This is a genomic window from Caballeronia sordidicola (genome assembly GCF_002220365.1).
In the GTDB taxonomy this organism is placed as follows: domain Bacteria; phylum Pseudomonadota; class Gammaproteobacteria; order Burkholderiales; family Burkholderiaceae; genus Caballeronia; species Caballeronia sordidicola_C.
Genome location: NZ_MTHB01000269.1, coordinates 1 through 22,411, shown reverse-complemented (window position 1 = coordinate 22,411; position 22,411 = coordinate 1). Strand labels below are relative to the sequence as shown.

23 protein-coding genes and 3 pseudogenes are annotated in these 22,411 nt (G+C 57.7%); 9 read left to right on the top strand and 17 right to left on the bottom strand.

Annotated features, from left to right (window positions below):
- Nucleotides 1-143, bottom strand: a pseudogene (locus BSU04_RS49215) (ISL3 family transposase); the annotation flags it as partial.
- A gap of 306 nt (nucleotides 144-449) precedes the next feature.
- On the opposite strand from BSU04_RS49215, the gene BSU04_RS38925 reads away from it, so the two are divergent.
- Entirely contained in the window at nucleotides 450-731 is a 282-nt protein-coding gene (locus BSU04_RS38925) for a hypothetical protein (protein ID WP_089165549.1), read from the top strand.
- 61 nt (nucleotides 732-792) lie between these two features.
- Here the strand turns inward: BSU04_RS38925 and BSU04_RS38920 are convergent, their stop codons facing one another.
- From BSU04_RS38920 to BSU04_RS38910, 3 genes are all read right to left on the bottom strand, one after another.
- Nucleotides 793-1,347, bottom strand: coding sequence for a cytochrome b (locus tag BSU04_RS38920; protein ID WP_089165548.1), 555 nt, complete (start codon nucleotides 1,345-1,347; stop codon nucleotides 793-795).
- 174 nt (nucleotides 1,348-1,521) lie between these two features.
- Nucleotides 1,522-2,847: an ATP-binding protein gene (locus BSU04_RS38915; protein WP_089165547.1), complete on the bottom strand. Its 1,326-nt coding sequence runs from the start codon at nucleotides 2,845-2,847 to the stop codon at nucleotides 1,522-1,524.
- Nucleotides 2,811-3,485, bottom strand: a complete 675-nt coding sequence (locus tag BSU04_RS38910) for a response regulator transcription factor (protein ID WP_089165546.1) — start codon at nucleotides 3,483-3,485, stop codon at nucleotides 2,811-2,813. Before BSU04_RS38910 ends, BSU04_RS38915 begins: the two co-directional genes overlap by 37 nt.
- A gap of 381 nt (nucleotides 3,486-3,866) precedes the next feature.
- Between BSU04_RS38910 and hpnJ the strand changes: the two genes are divergently transcribed.
- The 3 genes from hpnJ to BSU04_RS38895 all read left to right on the top strand — a co-directional run bounded on the left by hpnJ (nucleotide 3,867) and on the right by BSU04_RS38895 (nucleotide 7,699).
- Nucleotides 3,867-5,288 (top strand): hopanoid biosynthesis associated radical SAM protein HpnJ, encoded by a 1,422-nt coding sequence (gene hpnJ, locus BSU04_RS38905; RefSeq protein ID WP_089165545.1) that lies wholly within the window; start codon nucleotides 3,867-3,869, stop codon nucleotides 5,286-5,288.
- A 146-nt stretch (nucleotides 5,289-5,434) separates the two neighbouring features.
- Entirely contained in the window at nucleotides 5,435-6,589 is a 1,155-nt protein-coding gene (gene hpnI, locus BSU04_RS38900; RefSeq protein ID WP_256983800.1) for a bacteriohopanetetrol glucosamine biosynthesis glycosyltransferase HpnI, read from the top strand.
- An 84-nt stretch (nucleotides 6,590-6,673) separates the two neighbouring features.
- Nucleotides 6,674-7,699, top strand: coding sequence for a lysylphosphatidylglycerol synthase domain-containing protein (locus BSU04_RS38895; protein WP_089165543.1), 1,026 nt, complete (start codon nucleotides 6,674-6,676; stop codon nucleotides 7,697-7,699).
- A gap of 49 nt (nucleotides 7,700-7,748) precedes the next feature.
- Here BSU04_RS38895 and BSU04_RS38890 read toward each other — a convergent pair whose 3' ends face one another.
- The 5 genes from BSU04_RS38890 to BSU04_RS38865 form a co-directional block, all read right to left on the bottom strand.
- Nucleotides 7,749-8,369 carry a hypothetical protein gene (locus BSU04_RS38890; RefSeq protein ID WP_089165542.1) on the bottom strand — a complete coding sequence of 207 codons (621 nt, stop codon included), beginning with the start codon at nucleotides 8,367-8,369 and terminating at the stop codon, nucleotides 7,749-7,751.
- 1,967 nt (nucleotides 8,370-10,336) lie between these two features.
- The gene (locus BSU04_RS38880) at nucleotides 10,337-10,885 is read right to left on the bottom strand and encodes a hypothetical protein (RefSeq protein WP_144021494.1); all 549 of its coding nucleotides are present in this window, start codon (nucleotides 10,883-10,885) and stop codon (nucleotides 10,337-10,339) included.
- Between the two features lie 131 nt (nucleotides 10,886-11,016).
- Nucleotides 11,017-11,247 carry a hypothetical protein gene (locus BSU04_RS48270; protein WP_089165539.1) on the bottom strand — a complete coding sequence of 77 codons (231 nt, stop codon included), beginning with the start codon at nucleotides 11,245-11,247 and terminating at the stop codon, nucleotides 11,017-11,019.
- 192 nt (nucleotides 11,248-11,439) lie between these two features.
- Nucleotides 11,440-11,643 carry a cold-shock protein gene (locus BSU04_RS38870; protein ID WP_086386529.1) on the bottom strand — a complete coding sequence of 68 codons (204 nt, stop codon included), beginning with the start codon at nucleotides 11,641-11,643 and terminating at the stop codon, nucleotides 11,440-11,442.
- A gap of 325 nt (nucleotides 11,644-11,968) precedes the next feature.
- Complete coding sequence (locus tag BSU04_RS38865) at nucleotides 11,969-12,328, bottom strand: response regulator (RefSeq protein WP_256983798.1); 360 nt, start codon at nucleotides 12,326-12,328, stop codon at nucleotides 11,969-11,971.
- 82 nt (nucleotides 12,329-12,410) lie between these two features.
- Between BSU04_RS38865 and BSU04_RS46880 the strand changes: the two genes are divergently transcribed.
- On the top strand, nucleotides 12,411-12,689 hold the full coding sequence (locus BSU04_RS46880) for a hypothetical protein (protein ID WP_179258591.1): 279 nt from the start codon (nucleotides 12,411-12,413) through the stop codon (nucleotides 12,687-12,689).
- Between the two features lie 224 nt (nucleotides 12,690-12,913).
- Here the strand turns inward: BSU04_RS46880 and BSU04_RS38855 are convergent, their stop codons facing one another.
- The 3 genes from BSU04_RS38855 to BSU04_RS38845 form a co-directional block, all read right to left on the bottom strand.
- The gene (locus BSU04_RS38855) at nucleotides 12,914-13,477 is read right to left on the bottom strand and encodes an Hsp20/alpha crystallin family protein (protein ID WP_089165536.1); all 564 of its coding nucleotides are present in this window, start codon (nucleotides 13,475-13,477) and stop codon (nucleotides 12,914-12,916) included.
- 168 nt (nucleotides 13,478-13,645) lie between these two features.
- A complete protein-coding gene (locus BSU04_RS38850) occupies nucleotides 13,646-14,053 on the bottom strand; it encodes an Hsp20/alpha crystallin family protein (protein WP_089165535.1) in 408 nt (135 codons plus the stop codon).
- Between the two features lie 25 nt (nucleotides 14,054-14,078).
- Nucleotides 14,079-14,519, bottom strand: a complete 441-nt coding sequence (locus BSU04_RS38845; protein ID WP_089165534.1) for an Hsp20/alpha crystallin family protein — start codon at nucleotides 14,517-14,519, stop codon at nucleotides 14,079-14,081.
- 246 nt (nucleotides 14,520-14,765) lie between these two features.
- Here BSU04_RS38845 and BSU04_RS38840 point away from each other — a divergent pair, with 246 nt between their 5' ends.
- Both BSU04_RS38840 and BSU04_RS38830 read left to right on the top strand, forming a co-directional pair.
- The gene (locus BSU04_RS38840) at nucleotides 14,766-15,149 is read left to right on the top strand and encodes a hypothetical protein (protein WP_089165533.1); all 384 of its coding nucleotides are present in this window, start codon (nucleotides 14,766-14,768) and stop codon (nucleotides 15,147-15,149) included.
- Between the two features lie 613 nt (nucleotides 15,150-15,762).
- A pseudogene (locus BSU04_RS38830) lies at nucleotides 15,763-16,300 on the top strand (IS6 family transposase).
- A gap of 39 nt (nucleotides 16,301-16,339) precedes the next feature.
- On the opposite strand, the gene BSU04_RS38825 reads toward BSU04_RS38830, so the two are convergent.
- The 3 genes from BSU04_RS38825 to BSU04_RS38815 all read right to left on the bottom strand — a co-directional run bounded on the left by BSU04_RS38825 (nucleotide 16,340) and on the right by BSU04_RS38815 (nucleotide 18,887).
- Nucleotides 16,340-16,591 carry a GGDEF domain-containing protein gene (locus BSU04_RS38825; RefSeq protein ID WP_089165531.1) on the bottom strand — a complete coding sequence of 84 codons (252 nt, stop codon included), beginning with the start codon at nucleotides 16,589-16,591 and terminating at the stop codon, nucleotides 16,340-16,342.
- Between the two features lie 91 nt (nucleotides 16,592-16,682).
- Nucleotides 16,683-17,102, bottom strand: a complete 420-nt coding sequence (locus BSU04_RS38820) for a DUF934 domain-containing protein (RefSeq protein WP_089165530.1) — start codon at nucleotides 17,100-17,102, stop codon at nucleotides 16,683-16,685.
- Nucleotides 17,103-17,114: 12 nt separating this feature from the next.
- Nucleotides 17,115-18,887 (bottom strand): nitrite/sulfite reductase, encoded by a 1,773-nt coding sequence (locus BSU04_RS38815; RefSeq protein ID WP_089165529.1) that lies wholly within the window; start codon nucleotides 18,885-18,887, stop codon nucleotides 17,115-17,117.
- 320 nt (nucleotides 18,888-19,207) lie between these two features.
- Here BSU04_RS38815 and BSU04_RS38810 point away from each other — a divergent pair, with 320 nt between their 5' ends.
- Complete coding sequence (locus tag BSU04_RS38810; RefSeq protein ID WP_089165528.1) at nucleotides 19,208-19,396, top strand: DUF2970 domain-containing protein; 189 nt, start codon at nucleotides 19,208-19,210, stop codon at nucleotides 19,394-19,396.
- A 90-nt stretch (nucleotides 19,397-19,486) separates the two neighbouring features.
- Here the strand turns inward: BSU04_RS38810 and BSU04_RS38805 are convergent, their stop codons facing one another.
- Nucleotides 19,487-20,914 (bottom strand): aminotransferase-like domain-containing protein, encoded by a 1,428-nt coding sequence (locus tag BSU04_RS38805; RefSeq protein WP_089165527.1) that lies wholly within the window; start codon nucleotides 20,912-20,914, stop codon nucleotides 19,487-19,489.
- Between the two features lie 540 nt (nucleotides 20,915-21,454).
- Nucleotides 21,455-21,973 carry a MarR family winged helix-turn-helix transcriptional regulator gene (locus BSU04_RS38800; RefSeq protein ID WP_256983797.1) on the bottom strand — a complete coding sequence of 173 codons (519 nt, stop codon included), beginning with the start codon at nucleotides 21,971-21,973 and terminating at the stop codon, nucleotides 21,455-21,457.
- A gap of 184 nt (nucleotides 21,974-22,157) precedes the next feature.
- On the opposite strand from BSU04_RS38800, the pseudogene BSU04_RS46875 reads away from it, so the two are divergent.
- A pseudogene (locus BSU04_RS46875) lies at nucleotides 22,158-22,411 on the top strand (site-specific integrase); the annotation flags it as partial.

Here is a 22,411-nt window from a genome sequence, read left to right as displayed (position 1 = left end):
GCTGGACACGGTAACTTTTTCGCGTCGCAGGACACTTCGAAATCGATCCGGCGCTTGGTTGTATCGAGCTCAACTCTGGATACCATCCACGGAGCTTGCAGACCCAACGCGGAAGTAAACAGGGTTTCAACGGCAACACTCACAGACGATTCCTCGATTCAGATAAGGGCGACTACTGCCTACCATCACTTCTTCGCAACCCGTCGACATGGCCGTCGGCTTACAAAGAATCTGATGGGAAACAGCGGAGGCCATTATGGTACTTGATGTCAAGTTCCACTCAAAACGTCCTTGGGCCAATTGGCTTGTGTCTTTTTGTGGCAAAACAGATTTTCTTAAGGCTTCCTTAGGCGAAGCCATTGACAAAAGAACATACCGCCACTACGAAGCCGAAACCGCCGATAGATCGTGCGCACTACCGAAACTCACCTAACCGGGAGAGTCTCTAAATGAACATCAACCTACCTAGCCGGCTAGCGTCGTCGCCGGCAGATACCGCTGTTTCAGCGGCATCTGTACCCGCGGGCGCGTCAACGACCAAAGTCAGCAAGACCACCGCGGCGAGCGCGGCAATTCCGCTGGCATTGTCAACCGTCAGCATCAGCAAAGCGACGCGCGCTGCACTGGCGGAAGCAACTGGATTAGCAGCGACCACGGCGAAAGAAGCCGGCCGCGGCAATCGGCAAGTGCATAGACTGCTGGCCAAGGAAGCCACGTTGAAAAGCGGATAAGTTGCGAGCGGCACCTTTCGAGGCCTCGGGAGAGCGACTTCGATTTGATAACTCCGACCTCTCAGCGCGTCTTGCGCACGCCAGGCAGCATTCTGCCCAGGGTGCCATCGCGAATGACGAACTGGTGGAACAACGCAGCAGCCACGTGCAGCCCAATGAGCCCCAACAGGACCCAGGCGGTGAGCTTATGGACGTCGCCAAGCGTATGCCCAAGCGCTGAACCCGTGGCAGCAAGCGCGGGCAGCGGAATGACATGGAACAGCGACACGGCCCAACCTCGCGCCGACGCGTTTGCCCAACCCATCAGCGGCAGCGCAATCAGCAGCGCGTAGAGCAACCCGTGGGTGGCGCTAGCGGCCAATCGCATGAACCGTGGCAAGGTGCTCGATTCAGCGGGCGGTTTGTGGCTGAAACGCCATGCAAGCCGCACCAGTACCAGCAACACGATCGTTGCCCCGAAAGACAGATGTAGCCCGATCAGACCAACCGGCCGCGTGTCGTGATTGACATGAGGCATCAGCCAGCCGATAACGTACTGTCCGACCAGCAACAGCGCAGTAAGCCAGTGAAAAAGCCGGGCGGGTGCGCCGAAGGCGGGGGTTTCGCTTGTTTGCATCGAGGAGGGCTAAGGAGAAAGTTTGTTGGGGGCGGCCGTTCACGGGGTTTGCCCACGTTGCGGCCCGCAAGAGCGAACGGAACCCGGCCTGCCTAATAATAAATTGGGTGCCTTAGCGCAGACTTAGCGCAGATCCAGGAAAAACCGATCCTGGCAGCCCAGGCGCATTGCGTGCTAAAGCAAATGATAATAAGTCGCATGAAAACCATCGCTGGCGTTCTGCAGCTCCAAGCGTCCGCCGTTGCGGCGAGCGATCTCGGACACGATCGAAAGACCGAGCCCGCTTCCGCTGGACACCGTCCCTGGCACGCGATAAAACCGCTCGGTCACGCGCACAAGCTGGTCATCGGGAACGCCTCGTCCCGAGTCCTTGACGCTGCAAACGAGATAGCCTTCTCGGTTCACCACGGCGACGTCGACCCTGCCGCCTTCGGGCACATAGCGCACCGCATTGTCCACCAGGTTGCGCAGTGCAATGGTGACAGCTGATGCATCCAGGTCGACCTGGATGTCGTCCACCTGCTTGAGTCCGAGATCCACGTTTTTCGCATTGGCTACGTTGACCGCGTCCTGGATCGCATCCTTGGCCAGCCGGTGGAGCGACACAAGCGAATGCGCAGGCGCGGCTGCATGCTGTGAACGGGCCAACGCGAGCAGTTGTTCGACCAGCCTCGCGGTGCGATGCACGGCAGCCTGCAAGGCCGCCAGCCGCCCTCGTGCGTCCTCCGGGTCGGTGGCTGCCGTGAGACTCTCGGCTTGCAATGTCAACGCGGCCAGCGGCGAGCGCAGCTCGTGCGCCGCGTCGGCGACAAACCGCCGCTGCTGAACCATCGCGTCCTTGAGCCGGCTGATCAGGCGATTGATCGAGCGGATGAAAGGCAGCAACTCTTTCGGGATTCCCACCTCCGAAAGCGCGCCGAGCGTGACCTCGTCCTGCCCGTCCACGATTGCTGCAAGGCGGCGTACAGGCGCTAATGCAGCCCGGGTGATCAATGCGATGACAATCAGCAGAAGCGGCGTCAGCGCGAGCATGGGCAACAGGGTTCGCAGCGAGCCGTCATGAGCGATCTCGTCCCGTATGGTCGAGCGCTCCGCCACCAGGAGGCGGTCGCCGCCTTGCAGGGTCTGCACATTGACGCGCCAGCGCCTGCCTTCGAAATCAACGTTCTGGAACCCGTCAGGAAGGGTTTCAAGGGGCGGCAGAGGCACATTGATACCGGTTTCGGGCGCACCCGGACTCACGCGTGAAATGATCATCGACATACCGTTGCCATGCGCATCGGGCCACGTCACAGTGGGGGCCGCGAGCATCAGCTTGCCGCTTTTGATCAAAACGCCGATGTCGTGCAAGTGGCTGTCCTGCAGCCGGCTCGCCTCCCGGTAACCACCGGCGAATGACAGAGCACCGCCCATCAACGCAAACACCACGATGATGCCGATGATCGACCACGTCAATTGTCTTGTCAGCGAACGTGGCTTTCGTCCCGGTCGACCATCCATCCCACACCTCGTATGTTGCGAATCGCGCTATGCCCGATCTTCTTGCGAATTGTATGGATCAGGTATTCGACAGCGTTGCTGTCGACCTGCTCGTTCCAGCCGTAGACCCGGTTCTCGAGTTCACTCCTGGACAGAATGGTGCCGGGACGCGAGAGGAGCGCCCTCAGCACCGCGAACTCTCGACCCGACAAACGGCACTCGACATTGTTATACACCGCGACCAGCGTACGGGGATCGAGCGACAGCTTGCCGCTTGAAAGCGTGGCGTCGGGATGGTGACCGAGCTTGCGTGTTGCAGCACGCAGCCGCGCCAGCATTTCGTCCAGGTTAAATGGCTTGACCAGGTAATCGTCCGCTCCGCTATCAAGCCCTTCGATACGATCATCCACGCCGTCGCGCGCAGTCATGATGAGGACCGGTATATCCGCGTCACGCTTGCGAAGATCGCGCAGGATGCTCAGGCCATCTCCGCGAGGAAGGTTCAGGTCGAGCAGCACGGCGTCATGCTCGCGGGTGAGCAAGGCGCCCATTGCCGAGGGCGCGTCCATGACCCAGTCAGCGACATAAGCCGCGTCGTGCAGTGCTCGAGCAATCGCAGTACCGATCAGCTCGTCGTCCTCTACCACCAGGATTCGCATGCGAGTGTCTTCCGTTGCACAAGATTACAAACGGTTCAGGTTGCCTAACTATCAGCTAAGGCTATAGGTCTATTTTACTTGTATGTGTAGCAACTGACACTTTTTACGCCCTGACGAGCGGCTTGCTCCCCTATCTGTCACGCGGTGGTCGTTTTCCGCAGCACAAAGGGCTTCCTGTGACTGTTGCCAGAAGCGCGACCCGATAAGTCACTAAAGCCTGTCGGCTAACTTTCATTTTCATATGGAAGACAGTTACCCATTCACAAGACCCGAGTCCAAAACGCCGTTCTTGAATCCTGTGCTCCGATCGACATAGGCCGGAGTCGAAGAGACACCTATGATCGTTCCGTGCAATCGATCCCTGGCATTAGCGGAGTATCCATGAAAACACTGTTCCTGCAGGCTCCTTCTTACGACGGTTTTGATGGCGGAGCAGGTTCGCGATATCAGGCCAAGCGCGAAGTCCGGTCGTTCTGGTACCCGACATGGCTCGCCCAGCCGGCCGCGCTGATTGAAGGAAGCCGTTTGCTCGATGCTCCCGCCGATGGCCTCTCGGTAGAAGCGTCGCTCGACATCGCACAGCAATACGACCTCGTCGTCATTCATACGAGTACACCGTCGTTTCCGACTGACACCCTGTTCGCTGAACAATTGAAGCAAAGAAATCCGGCGGTGCTCGTCGGCATGGTGGGTGCGAAGGTCGCGGTCGACCCGCACGATTCGCTCGTCGCCAGCGAGGCAATCGATTTTGTCTGCCGGGAAGAATTTGACTTCACCTGCCGGGACATCGCGCAGGGCTTGCCGCTTGCGTCGATTCCGGGCTTGAGTTATCGCCTGGCCGACGGCGGGATCATGCATAACGAAGCCCGTCCGATTCTCGAGAACATGGACGAACTGCCGTTTGTCGCGCCCATTTACAAGCGCGACCTGAAGATCGAAAACTATTTCATCGGTTACCTGAAACATCCCTATGTATCGATCTACACCGGGCGCGGGTGCAGGTCGAAGTGCACCTTCTGTCTCTGGCCGCAGACGGTCGGGGGGCATCGGTACCGGACGCGTTCAACGGAGAACGTGTTGGAAGAAGTGAAGTGGATCAGGGACAACATGCCCGAAGTCAAGGAGATCATGTTCGACGACGATACCTTCACCGACTTCAAGCCGCGGGTGGAAGAGATCGCGCGCGGACTCGGCACGCTTGGGGTCACGTGGTCCTGCAATGCGAAAGCGAACGTGCCTTACGCGACGCTCAAGGTCATGAAGGAGAATGGCCTGCGCTTGTTGCTGGTCGGCTACGAGTCGGGCGACGATCAGATCCTGCTGAACATCAAGAAAGGCCTGCGTACGGACATTGCGCGGCGCTTCAGCGAAGATTGCCGCAAGCTCGACATCAAGGTTCACGGCACCTTCATTCTCGGCCTGCCGGGCGAAACCCGTGAAACGATCCAGAAGACCATCGAATACGCGAAGGAAATCAATCCGCATACCATCCAGGTGTCCCTTGCCGCGCCTTATCCCGGTACGACTTTGTACAAGCAAGCGGTCGACAATGGCTGGTTGCAGGAAAACAAGGTCATCAATCTCGTTAGTTCAAAGGGCGTCCAGCTTTCGGCGATCGGCTATCCGCACCTGTCGCGTGATGAGATTTATCACGGCCTCGAAGAGTTTTATAAGCGCTTCTATTTCAGGCCGTCAAAGATCTGGGAAATCGTCCGAGAGATGCTGACGAGCTGGGAGATGATGAAGCGGCGCTTGCGTGAAGGCGTGGAGTTTTTCAAGTTTCTCCGGGCTCACGAGGCATGACCCCGGATGTGCCCGACCTGCCCGGTCAGTTTCCCGGCGTGTCACCTACGAAACAGGGAAGGCTTCGAGCGCTGTATGTGAGATTCGCGTGGCTGGCAGGCGCCGTCCTGCTGACAGCGTTCGCCATTCACGCCGGCAGCCTGCATATGGCGCACCTAACGCTTCGCTGGGCAGCTTATGTGTGCGGTGCAAGCGCGGCCTTCGGAATCCTGTACATGCTGGTTGCGGCGGCGTTGACGAGGCGCTTTCTGGCGCGCCCCTGCGCGGAGCCCAGTTCATTCCCGGGTGTGACTATCATCAAGCCTCTGCATGGGAACGAGCAGGCGCTGCTCGAAAACTTGTCCGGATTCTGCAAGCAGGATTACCCTGGTCCCATACAATACCTGTTCGGCGTCCACGACAAGAGGGACGCAGCGCTCGAGGTGGTGGAACGCTTGCAGCGGCTGCACCCTCATGCTGAGATTGCGATCGTGATCGATTCCCGGCTGTATGGCCCGAACCGCAAGATGAGCAATATCCTCAATATGCTGCCCAACGCGCAGCATGACATCCTCGTATTCGCCGACAGCGACGTAGGGGTCGGTCCCGGCTACCTGCGCGGTGTTGTCGGCGAGCTGCAAAAGCCGGGAGTCGGCCTGGTCACCTGTCTTTATCGCGGGCTACCGGATGCGGGTTTCTGGCCTCGACTGTCCGCCAAGGCGAGCAACTACCAGTTCCTGCCCAGCGTCGTGGTCGGCATGGCGCTTCGGCTTGCCCGCCCGTGTTTCGGACAGACCATCGCCTTGCGCCGGGCGACACTTGAAAAAATTGGCGGCTTCTCACAGTTCACTCATCATCTTGCCGAGGACCACGCAATTGGGGAAGCCGTGCGGCAACTGGGAGAAAAGGTCGTTGTTCCACCTATCATTGTGACGCACGCGTGCGTTGAAACCAGCGCCTCGCAACTGATCTCTCACGAACTGCGCTGGAGCCGTACCATCAGAACAATCGACCCGGCCGGCCACCTTGGCTCGGCACTCACACATCCGCTTGTGTTCGCCTTGTTCGCCATCGCATTATCCGGCGCGGCGATGTGGACCTGGCCCCTCACGCTCGCGGCACTCCTCACGCGGCTCGCACTGAAACTGCAACTGGACCACGCGCTTGGCCAGGCTTCCGAAGACCTATGGTTATTGCCAATATGGGATCTCGTCTGCTTCGTCATTTTCGTCAGCAGCTTTTTCTCGACGCGCGTACTTTGGAGAGGCTTCCAGTTCAAAGTCGGCCGCGATGGCCTGCTCTATCCGCTTGGGGAGAAATGATTGGTGCTGCTCAATCCCCGCGTTTGTTTGCAACGAGCACCTGGCTGACGCGCTCATCGTCAAACCGAATTTCACTTACACCGCATGACTAAATATCTTGGCCGCGTGATAGCCGCGCTTGGACTGATCGTGGCACTGGCGCTGGTGTGGCGCGAAGACCCGCGTTCGGTATTCGCGCTGCTACGCTCCGCGGGTCCCGGCCTTGTCCTGGCCGCCGCCGTCCATGTCCTGCCGATGCTGGCCAATGCCCGTGACTGGCAAACGCTCATAATCGGAACGGGACGCCCGCGTCTGCTCACAATGCTGCGGCTAGTCTGGATTCGCGAGTCGGTCAACAGCCTGCTTCCGGTCGCGCGGATCGGCGGCGAGATCGTCTCGTTTCGGCTGCTGACCCGCGCGGGTTTGCGGACCTCTACTGCCGCGGCAAGCCTGGTCGTCGACATGCAGCTCACGCTGATCAGCCAACTCGTGTTCACGCTGGTCGGCATAGCGTTCCTGATGGGCCACGCCACGCCGGGTGAACGCCAGTTTGCGGTGGAGGTGCTCTGGGGACCGGCCCTGCTCACACCGCTCCTGGCAGGATTTGCCTTGATCCAGCACGTCGGCCTGTTTGAAAGACTGGGCCGCTTGTTCAATCGCCTGACCAGCGGCCAGATTGCGGCGCTAGCCGGTCCCTCGCTACGCATCGACCAGTCAATCAAGCTGATCTGGAGAAGACACGGAGTTGTGCTGCGTTATCTGTTCATCTGGCAGCCGCTGCAGTGCCTCGCCACCTCTCTGGAGATCTGGCTGGCGCTGTTTTTTCTAGGTTCGGAGATCAGTTTCGCTGAAGCTGTCGTGCTCGAATCGCTGATTCAAGCGCTCAGTAGCGCAGCGTTTTTTGTGCCCGGCGCGCTGGGCATTCAGGAAGGCGGTTTTGTTCTGATCGGGGGCGCTTTAGGCCTCGATCCGTCCGTCAGTCTGGCACTCGCAGGCGCAAGACGTTTGCGCGACTTGCTCGTGTTCGTCCCAGGACTGTTTGCATGGCAGCTTGCAACGGCACACAAACGGGAAACCTCCGGCATCGACGGCTCAGAGAACAGCGCTGAACATCAATACGCAGAGCATTAGGCGCTTGCCGCCCCGCAGCGCTTCTTGAACATCAACTGAATATCAGCGCTCAGGTCTTGAGCGCAAGGTGCCAGAAGTCGATTTTCTCCTTCAGCCGGCGACACTCGGTTTCGAGGCAATCAATGTCATGTGCCACATTGCCGTACGATGTCACCAGGCTCGCGATCCCTCCCTCCGGTACCGCCTGACAATCCCGGAAATCGGACGCCGCGCCGTGGAGAAGCGAGAAAAACGTGCGCAGGTCACGCCGGGTGTCGACAACGGCATCGTCCGCATGTCGTGTCGATGAAACTGGCTCGATCTGATCGACTAGCCGAATTGCATGTTCGATCTGAGAGTAGTTGTAGGTCCGCTGGAAATAGCTGCAGTCGCACGCGCCGCTGCACAACGCGGCGTTCGCCTCATCGGCGAGCCCGCGGCTGATGTTGACCACAGTGACGGTCTCACGTAAGCGCTCGAGCCTGAGCATATACATGGCACGTCTCGCACGAATCGCTTCCAACGCCGGTAACCCAAGACCAACAGAAACACCGACGAGATTTCCCAGGGTGCTGTAGAGAGAAGCGACTGTTCCTGTCGACGTTCCGTACGCGTAAAAACCCACGGCCAGTGCGAAGGCCGTCATGCCGGCAGCGGGCATCAGGCATACCTTTGTGGCTTCAGCTTTCATCGCATTGATCCGCTAAAACTGTTGGTTCAAACATATGCTTGCCGCGTTCAAGTCCAAGCGGCGCTCAGGATGTTGACTACACGGTGCGTACTTAGAATTTAAAGTGGTTTGCACAACGTGCAGCGCGATGGCGAACGACCCTACTGGATCGAAAAACTCACCTGAAGTGTGCGGAAAATACGTTCGTGTGGCTAAGGACTAACCCAGTTCGAAAATACGCTGCCATCCTTAGATGAGGCTTAGCTGCACCTTTCGTTTTGTGAAGAGTCTTGCACTAAAACTTTGTCCAGTATTGCCACCGTCCCGCACCATGAATATCATAAATGGTGTCGTTTCGGCGTCACCACGCGGACGCTTGCCAAGCACGAATTAACTCAGGTCTTGAATGAACGCTCAATCCAGAGATTCGCGCGTTGGCAAGGGTTTGTATAAGCACCCAAAGTTGGGCGGCTTGTCTGCCGCAGATGAGGACAGTTCGATGTCAATGGACCTTTTTTTCGTAGGTCGATCATGTGCATTAGGTGCCGGGCGAAGGCTCATGCAGAATCATCATTTAATCGAACGTCAATCAGTACCCGTCCTTGCGACAGGTCATATCGCGAGTCATCGAGGCATGACGTTGCTGGGAGTTCTATGCTCAGAAACGAGGCATCATCTTTCCTCATCCTCAGCCGATGTTTCCAGGCTCTGCCTGTCATGCATCAAACCATCGAAGCATGTGTGAGTTTGCAAGTGAAAGGTGAGGACGCGACGTTACCTTCGGATCGATGGCAACTCATTGCCACCGCTGTGCGAGGTGGAAGCTCGAACGATGGAGGAACCGGTTGGCACTATTGGGCGTGCAGCCTCGGGTTTGGAGGTTGTGGAAGTCGGTTGCAAACTCTGGGCGCGTAGATGGACGAGTTCACTTGCTGGATGCCTGGTCCGTTCAAGGATGCGTACCAAACGGCGAGATGACTTGAGCTTTTGCGAGAGAGGAGAAGCAAAGATATCGGGTCGGGCTTCGAATTCAGATTGCAGATGGAGGCCGGATTTCTCTGTTTCGTGTGAAAGATATTCCTCATAGAAAGAGCTTGGAGTGATCATGATCTCTCCGCTTTGATGCTCATAAAGACGGTACCCGGAGCCTGCCTTCCTGTGAATGAAGGAAGTTAAACAGCTACTCATCTGTCGATACGTGGAATTTAATCGGGCTGGGATCTTACGGTACGAGTATTCGTCACAACAAACTGCGACGCAACGTTGATGGCGATAGAAGGGGCCAGTTGAGGGGGGCGGTTGAGCGACTCGGCACGAGCGATAAAGCTCTAAGGAGTCCATCACGGACGTACCAGAAGCGAGAAGGCGATGAGACGGCATATGCTCGAAAATGATTTGAACCACCTCGAAGCAGTGGTTCCTCACCTCGTTCTAGGCTGTGCGTTGGGTTTGCCATACTGGCGACGCAGGGTTGCTTCGCTTAAGTTGAATGATTTCCTGACCCCCGCGATCGACAGGCGGATCAAGCTAATGCTCGAAAAAATCGACCGCGCCGACGTATCGCCATGACGGGCAGAACGAATTCGCAGCACGGCAGAAGCGTATCGATAACAGGTAAGGATAGCGAATAGCCGAACACAGCAAGTGGGCGGACCGCTGGACAGAATAGGGGCACTGGACTGTTCATTGACAGCCGAGTGGGTCTGCTACTCGACCACATGGCAACTTATATAGTGACTCGGTACAGCCATTCATTCACCTCGCAAGCGCAACGTCTTCACTCAAGGTTGCCAATATCGATCGTTTGGTTCGCGGGTCGCAGGGCCTCCCGTTTCGGCGACGTTAACGTAAGCAAGCCCTCGCCGAACTTTGCGAGAGCGTGAGATTGGATAAGCAGCGTGACTTCGAGCGTGTAGCAACTAAATGCTAGCCATTTTGACAACGAAAATGGTCTGGGCAATCGAGTTTCATCGCCCGCATCTTATGCGTCACAGTTGCTGGACGGTTGTGACGTAGAGGCGTGCCGCTTCAGCCAGTTGAGTAGCTGCTAACTGTACCGGCGCAGGCAGTTCGCTCAACGCCAACTGCGTATCTTGGCTCCCCAGTCGTCTGCGAATCTCGGTGACCAAATCCATTACGCTTGCTTCACCGAGGCGCCGCCGGTTGCTTTGCCTGGAGCCTGATGTCGAGCAGCCAACGAGCCCATCAACCTTTCGGAAGTACTCTTGCGCCGCTACGCGATGCCTCGCGTACAGCGAGGTGACGTTCGACTTTGAAAGGCAGTCCCTGACGACATCGGACGCCATGCCAAAATAAACCTGAAGCGCGTCGGAGGCGTCTGCCCGATGAAAACACGCTACCTGGTCGAAGAGGGTCTCGCCGTCTGCGTCGATCAGATCGACCCATAGCTCACCGTCCTCGATATCTTGACCGCGCCGAGCAATCGACCGCTCATCCTCATTGGCTTTCGCGAGCATTTGGCACCCTTCAACGCCATCAACAGGCATTTCAAACACTTCTACCAATTCGCCATTCACAGCAACTTGCATGATCAGTAACGGCATTTGCGGACCTATATGCTCCGGATGACAGAGCAGATGAAATTTAGTGATTCAATTAATCCGAATCGGCATCGACCTGCAACGTCTCGGCAAATCCCAGACGTTAATTAGCCGCGACTATCAACCCATTCGCGCGCCCAAGTGGCAGCGTGTCCTACGGCCTGGGTTTCGCTATCAAAATAGTCGAGCGCGTCGAATTTGTATTGAGCCGCTCCCGCACTCTGGAAGTCACCACGGATCAGCAACAAGTTGGCGGCGAACCATCCGTTGGGCAGGCGATGCGCGGAAGGGGAAACTGAATAGCCGTTGTATCGGTAGTTCGAATTATTATTGTGCATATGATGTAGGGCGGGCGCCCCCGCGCGACAGCTGTGTCTGGCTGGCAGGGGCATTGCAATATGGCTTAAGCGGGAGGGTGTCGGAAAGACGAGCGGTTGCGCATGGTAGGCATGACAACCGAAACGGGGAGCCGACGGCTCCAGCAGGTGCGTTTGACTATCGGGCCACTAAGCAGGCCCGATACAGAAAGCTTATTGCGGCGAAATGTTCGACGCCTGCATGCCCTTCGGTCCACGCTTGGTTTCGTAGCTGACTTTTTGGTTTTCCGTGAGCGACTTGAAGCCATCGCCTCGAATTTCTGAGAAGTGGGCGAAGAGATCATCGCCGCCAGCGTCAGGCGTAATAAAACCGAAGCCCTTCGCATCGTTAAACCATTTAACTGTACCGATATCCATGATCTTCCTTGAAATGACAAAACTAGTAGCTCCAGGTGGAGCGGGGCAAAATTTCAAGGAGTGAGAGGACAGCGAATACCGCGCAGGTGAGGCGAATAATGATGTTCAGCAATCGTGCTTCTTGAATACTTCGAGGGTAACAGTATCCTGACAAATCGACCTTGTCAACGGTTTTTCCTTTATGACGAGTCCGAACGCGGCTGGCGTCGATACCTACCGAAGCTGATGGCAGCCCTTTCGGAGTGCCAATACAAACTGCGGCAGGCTTATCAGCAACTCTGCGCAAGCGGGACGGAGGTTCCTCTGCTGAACTGGTCTTATCTGGTCAACCTGCGCGCACGAAGAACCAAATCAAAGCCACAAGCACGTCTGGCGGTTGGCCCTTCTGGCAATACCCGTCAAATGTTGGATGCGAAAGATGCCCAAGTACGTCGGCTTCGTCCAACGCGGTGAACGCGATAATCACTGTGTTTCCAGCGCGTAAATCACGCCGCAACGCGAGAGTCGCTTCGAAACCGTCGATCCCCGGCATCGAAATATCCATGATGATCACATCGGGCTGCCAGGCGGTCGCTAGCTCGATCGCCTGCCTACCGCCCAATGCGATCCGGCATTCCATCGCCTTGAACGATAAATAAGCAGCCAGCGCTTCGGCCCCATCTTTATAGTCGTCGACGATCAGCACGCGCAATGGCTGGGTGTGGTTCGGAACATGGCGCTCTGTCCAAGGCCGAGCAAGCGAATTTTTAAGGCAAGGCTGCATGGCGATGCCGGGAATACTTGGTCCGCGCAGCGTTGGCGCGGCCAACAGCCTGACGGGTGAATTTGTCATTCCTCTTGCGACGATTGTTGGACCAGTGCTCGCCGCTGCCGTCACGAGTTGGTTTGAAGGAATCGCCGGGCGAAAATTACGGCTGAAGATGGGCGATATCGACGTTGAAGCGCAATCCGAACCCGAGCTTGAGCGGCTACTCGAGCAGGAAACAGCGGCGAGGGAACGGCAACGACAGCGTGAACGCAATCGAAACAACTCGACTTGTCGTTAGGTGCGGCCCATCGAAGCCTCCGCTGACCATGATCGACGGCAAGCGCATGGGAATCGCGCCGTGGCGTTGTTCGTGTCCAATACCATAATGGACCGCGAAGGTTGCCGCGAGTATGGAAAAACTCTCAGAAAAACTGTCGATGCATAGATTCGCCAACGCACCGTCGGATCAGACCGGTACGTCCGTCGCGGGCAGCCTCGCTAGCGAAACGTTATTGCCTAAGGCTAGCCAATATCGATGGTGTGGGTTACAGGTCGCAGCGCTTCCCGTTTCGGTACGGTCAACGTAAGCACGCCCTTGTCAAACTTTGCAAGCGCATGCTCGGGATCGGCGTTCTCCGGCATTGGGATCGTCCGCGTGAAGGTCCCATATGCGCGTTCAAGCCGATAGCAGCCGTCTTCCTCGCTATGCACGTCCTGTTTCTTCTCGCCGCGCAACACCAGCGCCCCGTCCTCGACGTTGACTGTTAGATCCTCCCGCTCCATGCCGGGTAATTCGACGCTCACGCGCAGTATTTTGCCCTCGTCAACCACGTCGATGCGTGGTTGAAAACGTGATGAGCTGAAGTCGCCAAACCATCGTTCGAGCGCGCCACGCGCTGCAAATGGATCGAGAAAAAAATCCTCCATCGCGCGCCACGAATCGCGGGAGAAGAGCCGCTGAACGTCGGGCCACCCAACGCGCGGCGCTTCGCCGTCTGCCGAAGTTTGCGCGCTCTCGGCTCCAGGCTTGCGCCCTGAACCGCGGAGAAATTTGAAAGGGTTCCACTTTTTCGGGTCAGGGTTCATCTTATGCTCCTCGATGTTCTGGCGGGAGGATCAGAGGCTCGTCATTGCGCTCACGCTGCAACGTAGCGCAGCCGTCCCCCAAAGGCGGCCGCCGTGCCCTTGCGAACATGGCGGTGGCGACCTTGCGGTCGCCCCCGCTTTTGCCTGTCATCGTTGCTGGTCTTCAGCTCAGTTCGTCTGCACCTCGATCTGCCGCGGCCGTGCTTCGTCGCGACGTGGAAGCGTTAGCTTCAGCACGCCGTCCTGCAGGTTGGCGTAAATCTTCGACGTGTCAAAGTCCGGACTCAGCGAGAACGTCCGCGCGAAACGCGGTTCACGAATCTCGGCGTGCTGCAGCCGCAAACCTGTAGGTGTCGGCACGACCGCTTCGGCTTCGATATAGAGGTTGCCGTCGTGCACCCGCACGTCGAGTTTTTCCTTCGTGACGCCGGGTAAGTCCGCCCACAGCGTGATGCCCTGGCTGTCCTCGAAGACGTCGACGGCTGGAGTGAGCGTCATCCGCCGTGTCGGCTGATCGCCCGCGCGCGGTGCTTTGGCGTTCTGCTCACGCTCAGCAAGTTGGTTTTTTTGGTTCATGGTTTAGCTCCGCGAAAAAACTGAGTTACTGGACGGTAATGGATTTAGGCCTCGATGATTCGCGCTTGCCGACGCTGATCGACAGGCAGCCATTGGTATAGCGCGCCTGTACCTTGTCGGGGTCAGCGTTTTGCGGCAGTTCGATCGCACGGCGGAAGGTCCCGGTAAAGCGCTCCTGCGCATAGGTGCGGGTGCCGTCTCCAGCAACGCCTTGCGCGGGCTTGCGCTCGCCGCTGATCGTCAGCAGTCCCCTCTCGATGGCTACATCGAGGCCGCCAACATCGACACCTGGAGCAAACACGACGATTTCAATTGAGTCGTCGGTCGTACCGATGTTGATCTGCGGGAAAGCGCCGAAGCGACTGGATCGCAGGCTTGACGGCAAGCCGCCGAACAGGCTCTCCATCTGGCGCTGCAAACGGTCGAATTCGCTGAACAGGTCGGTTCTGGAATAGAGATCACTCATGGTCTTATCCTCCTTGATGCAGCATGGAGGCGAACGGGCCTACGCGCTCCAGTTCGCCTGCCAACTGTGGGCAAACAAATCGAAACACGCAGCGCGCCGATATCACCGGCGCGTCTGCCTGAGCGATATTTAAGATAGATCGTCCATTAAAAATTTCAAGGGGAATGCGGCGAAAACTTCGATCTTGAAATTCGTCCGGGTGCCCCCTATTGTCGCGGTGGTTGCAACGACAAATTGGAGATCACGATGGAGTTCAATTCGGACTGGCTCACGCTAGGGAAAAATCGCGTCAGACTGCGCTCGACAAGTGGCTTTCCAGCCGAAACGATGCGAAATATGGCGGATGTCGTAAAGCTGGCAATCGAAAACAACATGAGCGCGCGTGCGCGGTTGGTCGAAATCGTTTTCCAGCAGGAACGGACTTATGAAATCGCTATTGGCACAACGACGGCAAACGACGCGGTGTGTGCGCCTCAACTTGAAGCCGCGATCGCGGTAGTACTCGGTTTGGAGGTAAGTCAGGTAAACATTGTGGTAACAACTGTGAGTCAGGAGGAAGTCGATCTGCACTTCGGTGTGTATGAGCGCATGCTCGCCGAGAAGCTGGGGGTTGTGCCGCCAATCCAGTGACCGCCCTGCGTTTCGCGCCAAACCGGTGGGGCAGTTGACGTAAAACAGCGGCCAAGCCCTGGGTCAAAAGTATCAAGCTCGATTGAAGCGGCATCATGAAAAAACGCACGCAGGCAGTGCAGGCGTCGGCCGTCCTGGCGGCCGGCTCAATGGCTACTTTGATGGCCGCTGAGCCGCCCTTGCAAACACTGCCGTCACAACAGGAAATCTGGATCACTGGCACGGTCCTACGGAGTGCCGGACAGTTCCTATCGGGAAACCAAACGACCCTCCAATTGGATCGCCGTACCATATCGCCTTGCAACGGCCACGTTATGACGGCGGTCGTGCGCGATAAGGCCGGCCCAGCAGAACCGTCGTTTCTGCAGTCTCGTTGGGGGCAGGGGTATTCGTCCTTTTCGTGCTAAATCTGGCTATCACGGTCATCGCTTTCCGGCCGCCGTTATCAGCTGCGCCAAGCGCTGGTATTTTCGCTTCCAATTGAGTCTTCGCGACGTCGAAGCGTTGCTGTTCGAGCGCGGCGTTGTCGTGAGCTACGCCCCGAAGGAAGTCCCGTAGGGATGAAACGATCCGGCGCTGGTGCGACAAATTTGGAGCGGGCTTTGCGCGCCGAGTGAAAGTGGGGCGTCCCAAGCCTGGCACCACATGGCACCTCGACGAGGTATTCGTGACGCTGCGCGGCCAGCCATACCTGCTATGGCGAGCAGTCGATCGGCATGGCACCGAGCTTGATTCTGTCGCAGAAGCGTCGCGAAAAGGCTGCAGCCAAGGGATTTTTCAAGCGCGTGCTGGCCTCGTGTCCTGAAATGCCCCGCAAAATGGTGATCGACCAACTGCCGAGCGATCCGGCGGCAAAGGCCGAGATCCCCGAACTGGCCAACGTCAAGCATGTCTTCGTAAAAGCCAGTGCACGGCTAAACAGTCGGGCCGAAAATAGCCATCGGCCCACGCGCGAACGCGAGCGTCGAATGCGTGGCCTCCGAGTTCCGGAACTCACGCAGGCTTTCCTGTCGAGCTTCGGTCTAATTCGGCAGCACTTCGCACTCAAGCGACATCTACTACGCGCATCGCTTTACCGCAAGCAACTTGGCGACCGCTTTGCCTCCTGGCATTGTTTGACTGAGCTCACCCAAGATCCGTCTGCGTTCTGAGCAACAGCGCGTTCCATAGGCTTTTGCAGCTTCAACTATTCAACGTGACAATGCCACCGCGTGTTCTTCCGACCCGCTGCCGGTCAGCAGGACGGTGAACTCATTGCCGGCAAGACGCGCGGCCACATTGCTGTTACGCACGCAGTGGCGAAAGCGCGCGGCGACTTCGACGAGCACATGGTCGCCCGATAGGTGCCCGTAGGTATCGTTGACTGCCTTGAAGCCGGTGCGTTGCAGGTGCGGTCGCAAAACCCTGTGGACGGGCGAACTTATCGGCGGGAGCAGTAGCATCGCCCTCAGGCCAAGCCGTCAACCTGACGTCGGGACAGGGGTGACAGGGTGACAGCCCTGAACCGTTCCTCCGCCGCGAGGCAGGCGGACACTACGACCATCGTTTTTTTGGCGTATTACATCGAAGCACCGATGTTTCACTTACAAGGTCGCTCTGGTAGAACGCTGGGAAGCGCTCGAATTGACGATGGGCATCAGCGGGGTCGACGCCTTCTTTCAATACGGCGCTAGAGAACCCTGTGCGTTCCATCTGGACGAGTTGGTCGATCAGGACATCGCCGGTCGCTCTTAAATCGCCTTTGAAGCCGAGTCGCCGGCGCAACAGGTACGCCTGACTGTAAGCACGCCCGTCAGTGAAATGAGGGAAGTACAGTTCAATGCGCTCGACCCGTTCAACCCTGCTATTCAACGTTAGCGGATCTTCGTCATTACCGAGTGATACAACCTGTTGGTCAGGGTCAAGGGAGTGCTCGAGTGCCGTAAGAACCCTGAAGTGTGCGTTATCCGTCATGCGACTTTCTCTCTATTCGCGCACATCGTTCGCGGCTGCCTTGAAGGGGTCTAAACCAACCCGCCTTACGGTCTCGATGAAGCGCTCTTGCCTTATGCCAGTGCTTTGCCTGATGGACAGATACGTCAAAAGGACCGCATCGACGACTTCGGGCACCTCGGATGCCGAGAAGGATGGGCCGATCACTTTTCCCGGTTGCGCGGCGCCGCTCGTGGCTGAGCCGTCCGATCCGCCAAGGGTGACCTGGTACCACTCCTTACCGTCCTTATCCACGCCGAGGATGCCTATATGACCGCTATGGTGATGACCGCACGAGTTGATGCAGCCACTGATATGGAGGTCGATTTCCCCGAGGTCATTGAGTTCGTCGAGATCCTGGTAGAGCGCGGTGATTGCTTCGGCGATCGGAATCGAGCGCGCATTCGCCAACGCACAGAAGTCGCCCCCCGGACACGCGATCATGTCGGTAAGAAGGTGCACATTTGCGCTCGCAAGACCGGCGTCGCGTGCCGCTTCCCACAGCATGAACAGGTCGTCGACATGCACCCACGGGAGCACGAGGTTCTGCGTGTGCGTAACGCGCGCTTCGCCTGCTGAGAAACGGTCACTAAGACCGGCGACCAGGTCGAGTTGATCGGCTGACGCGTCGCCTGGCGCCTGAAGCAGGCGCTTGAACGAGAGGGTAACGATCCGCATGGACGGATCCTTGTGCAGGGCCACGTTACGCTGCAGCCAGCGCTCAAAAAGCGGGTGCTGTGCGGCTCGTTCCTTCAGCATCTCAAGAGCGTCGGGGTTTAGGTGTGAGAGGCGCCCCGTCAGTTTCGGCGGAACGAAAGATGCGCTCACGCGGTCGAGTTCGGTTTGCGGGATGGTATGCGGGCCGCCGTCATGATTGACGATCTGGACAAACTCCTCTTTCACTTCGTGGATGTAACGCTGGCCCTCGGCCTTCACTAATATTTTGATACGCGCCTTGTATTTGTTGTCGCGACGGCCATACCGGTTGTATACGCGCACGACCGCCTCGACGTAATTCATGATGTGCTGCCATGGCAGAAATTCACGCATGACGGTTCCAATCACGGGCGTGCGGCCCATGCCGCCGCCGACAGAAATACGAAACCCCAACTCCCCGGCGCCGTTGCGAAGGAGATGCAGGCCCACGTCGTGCCAGTCGGTTGCCGCACGGTCTTCAGTCGCGCCGGTAATGGCAATCTTGAATTTACGGGGCAAGAAGGCGAATTCCGGGTGCAGCGTCGTCCATTGGCGCATGATTTCCGCGAACGGACGGGGGTCGGCAATCTCGTCGGGCGCAACGCCTGCACGTTCATCGCAGGAGATGTTGCGGATGCAATTCCCGCTTGTCTGGATGCCGTGCATGTCGACGCTCGCGAGGAGGTCCATCACGTCGGCGGCCTTCGATAACGGAATCCAGTTAAACTGAACATTCGTACGCGTGGTGAAATGAGCGTAGTGAGTGGGGAGGCGGACAGTCCCGAGCTTTCGTTGGGCATCCGAGGCAAGCCGATACACTTGCGCCTCGGGTTCATCGTACTCACGGGCCACACGAGCCAGCACACGAAGCTGCGCGCTCGACAACTCGCCGTAGGGTACGGCCACGCGCAGCATCGGCGCATGCCGTTGAACATACCAGCCGTTCTGCAGGCGAAGCGGGCGGAAATCGTCTTCGCTCAGCTTGCCGCTCTGCCACCGCTCGATCTGGTCGCGGAATTGCGCAGCCCGCCTGTGCACGAAGTCTCTGTCAAATTCGGTGTATTGGTACATTGTCGCGGCGGTCCTGCGGTCTTGTCGAGTAGGCCCTGCATTCTTTGCGGTCGGTCAGCGAATGCTTGAACGTTGAATGACGACCGCTGAACCTTAAGTCGCTTCAAACTGTGACGAGCGTCCGAAGCTGTGCAGAAAGGTAAGGGAGTCGTGCGTCCGGTTCAAGAAGCAGATGGCATCGAATCGTAGGCAGCAGAAGCCGCCCCCGGGCTTCTGCTGCTGCGAAACTTCGTCCAACTGCTGCTGTTTGACGCGTCGCAACGGCTCTATGATGAATCACTGAAAATGTTGTGCCGTTGGTCGACCGCGAGAGGTGAGTCATGGCTTTTCTGAGAATACTGAGAATCGTACTGTGGAGTTTTTTTGGAGTACGCAAGAGCGCATCACATCAGGCCGACATGGCGGCGATAAAGCTGCCGATGCTACCTGTGGTTGCCATCGGACTGGCTGGGGGCTTTGGCGCACTTCTGTTCGGTCTCGCACGGCTTGCTACGGCGGTGGCACACTGAGTTTTCTGACTGAGGGAGACCACTTCCGGTCTCATCAGGCACAACATGACCTGGGTGCCCTATGACACGGTTCCGTGGTGCAGACGGACTTCACCGTTTGGCGCGCACCGACGGGCGCGCAAGTAACTCGCCCAGTACACGAATTGCGCCATCTATCTTCGGGCTCCACGGATGACCGAAGTTGAGCCGCACATAGTGCTCGAATGCGTGGGTGGCAGAAAAGATCGGGCCCGGTGCAAGGCTGATACCTTCCTCGATTGCAAGACGGTGCAACTCCATGGCGTCGATTGCTTCGGGCAGTTCAAGCCAGAGAAAATACCCGCCGCTCGGATGCGTGCGTCGAACCCCGTGCGGTAGCCAGCGCCGGATAGCGTTATCCATGTCGCCGAGTTGCTGGCTCAATGCTCCGCGCAATTTGCGAAGGTGCTTATCATAGCCCCCATGCTGAAGATAATCGGCCATACCGGCCTGCACCGGAATGCTGGCCGATAGCGTCGTCATCAGTTTCAGCCGCTGAACTTTGTCCGTGAACCGTCCTGCCGACGTCCATCCGATCCTGTAGCCCGGTGCGAGCGTCTTCGAGAACGAACTGCAGTGCATGACGAGCCCCTGTTTGTCGAACGCTAGTGCCGGCAACGGATACTCGGGCTGAAAGTGCAATTCGCCGTAGACGTCGTCTTCAATCAGCGGTACTTCATGTTCCGCGAGCAATTCGACGAGAGCCTTTTTCTTCTCCAGCGAGAGCGTCACTCCCGTCGGATTCTGAAAATTCGTCATGAACCAGCAGGCGCGTATCGGATGCTTTTTCAAGGCGCCGGCGAGTGCGTCGAGATCGAGGCCGGTTACAGGATCGACCGGGATTTCGACAGCCCGCAAGTCCAGCCGTTCGATGGCCTGAAGCGCGGCGTAGAAACCGGGGGACTCGACGGCAACCAAGTCGCCAGGCCGGGTGACCGCCATCAGGCACAGGTTCAACGCCTCCAGCGCGCCGTTGGTAACGACGATCTGCTCAATGGGCTGCGATATGCCCATACCCATGTAACGCATGGCGATCTGGCGGCGCAGGTGTTCGTTTCCTGGTGGCAGATCGACCACAGTGCTCCACGGGCTGAGCAGCCGCGAGGCCTGTGCGAGCGACTTCGCAAGACGCGGTAGCGGGAAAAGAAGAGGGGAGGGGAAGGCCGAGCCCAGCGGCACGATGCCCGGCGTTTTTGCCGCGTCCAGCACGGAAAACACCAGGTCACTAATGTCGACTTTGCTTGATTCGGCGAGGGCCGCGGTACGCGGTGTTCGTGCGGCGGTGACACTCGCGCCGGGTGCCACGTAATAACCGGAGCGTTCCTGCGCACGAACCAGACCCCATTCCTCAAGCAGGTAGTACGCACGAAACACCGTTGATTGACTCACGCCGTGTTGCGCAATGATCTGGCGCAGCGAAGGCATGCGCGAGCCGACCGCGATGTTGCCCGAGCGAATTTCAGCCGCCATTGCGTTGGCTAGTCTTTCGTATTTGTTCATCGGCTCTTGATGTCCCTGCGCCTGTTCCTGTGCCACCCAACTGCTTCGCTAAAAATGGTCATCTGCTGCTACGGCAATGCCTGCCATTTTCTTATGCTTCGTCTCAGAAGAAAAGCGTCGTTGCGTGGCTCCACTGTGGCTGATCGTCCGCCCTCCCGATCATTTGTGTGTGGTTATTGGAAGCTAGCTCGAATTGACCATCGACTTCACAGCATGCGAATGCAACCCGTCGCGTTCAACCGTCGGCTATTCGCGAGTTGTTTTCGCTGTTGTCCAGACCTGATGTCTTTCGCTCGCAGGCGGCTTCCCGAGCGCCGCCGCAATCGATATGAACGGCTTGCGCGGACCAGCAGAGCGAGCGCTCATCTCATCGCGTGCGACTTCGTTTCAGTGTTGCAACAGGGAAGGTTATCAGCCACTGAGGGAATTGATTGCCGAGAACGCGAGGACGAAGAGCATGAAGCGCGTTTTACGCCGGGCATCCAAAGCGCACCCGTCGTCAGGAAGTTCGAAAGGATATCTATTGTTGACAGAATGGGGCTACGTATCCTCCGGCGTATGTCCTCGTTCGGCGATAAGCCGTCCAAGCTCACGCGTGGAAGCTACGCGGCGCTTTGGATTCGCGGAACCGGATTCATCGTCGGCCAGGTTTTCGATCACCGCGAGCAACACTTTCCGAGCGGTCTTGATGTCGCGCTCGCTCAAACCCGCCACACTGATCTCGTTCACCTCCTCGGCGAGCGGCACGAGTCTGTCCTTCAACGCTCGGCCTTCCGCCGTCAGGAAAACGTGCACGTTTTTCTTGTTGTCCAGCATCTGCTGACGCTCGACATAGCCTGGCGTTTCCATTGCCTTGACTGCAGCGAAGGTCGTCGGGTCCATCACACCGGCTCGCATGCTCAACTCGCGCTGTGTCAGCCCATCCGTCTCCCACAATATCCGCAAGAATGTCCAGTGGACGAACGATACTGCGTGCTCGGCAAGCCGCATTTGGAGCGCGCGCACCAGCGCTCGCGTGGCATCTTTGACGAGGTGAGCGACATGTGCAATATAGTCCACATGAACGACGAGCGTTCGTAGAAACGCATTCTCCGAGCGCGCGGTACACTTTCCTAAATTTAACATAATACAAATTATCAACGTCAGTGGTACCTAAAGAAGTGTTGCGGATTTCGCCTCGCTGTCATGGATTCGACGCAACAGCTTCGTATCATTTGGCACCTTTTTACCGTTGCGTCGATCGATGACTTTTCTCCAGTTATCGGATTCGCTGGTTCCGGGCCAACTGAGAAGCGTCACCCTGGTCGGTGAGTCTGCGATTCCACGATATTGGGCCAACGTCTGGCTGATCATGTCGATGGGCCATCTGGCCGAATCGACCCAAACTGGCAAGCTTCGGTACATCGAGGACCTTTACCAGCACGCGGACCGTATTCTGGGACCAAATGGTCTCGACGATGCGCTTGCTGGCGTCGATGACGGCGCGCTGACCGACGT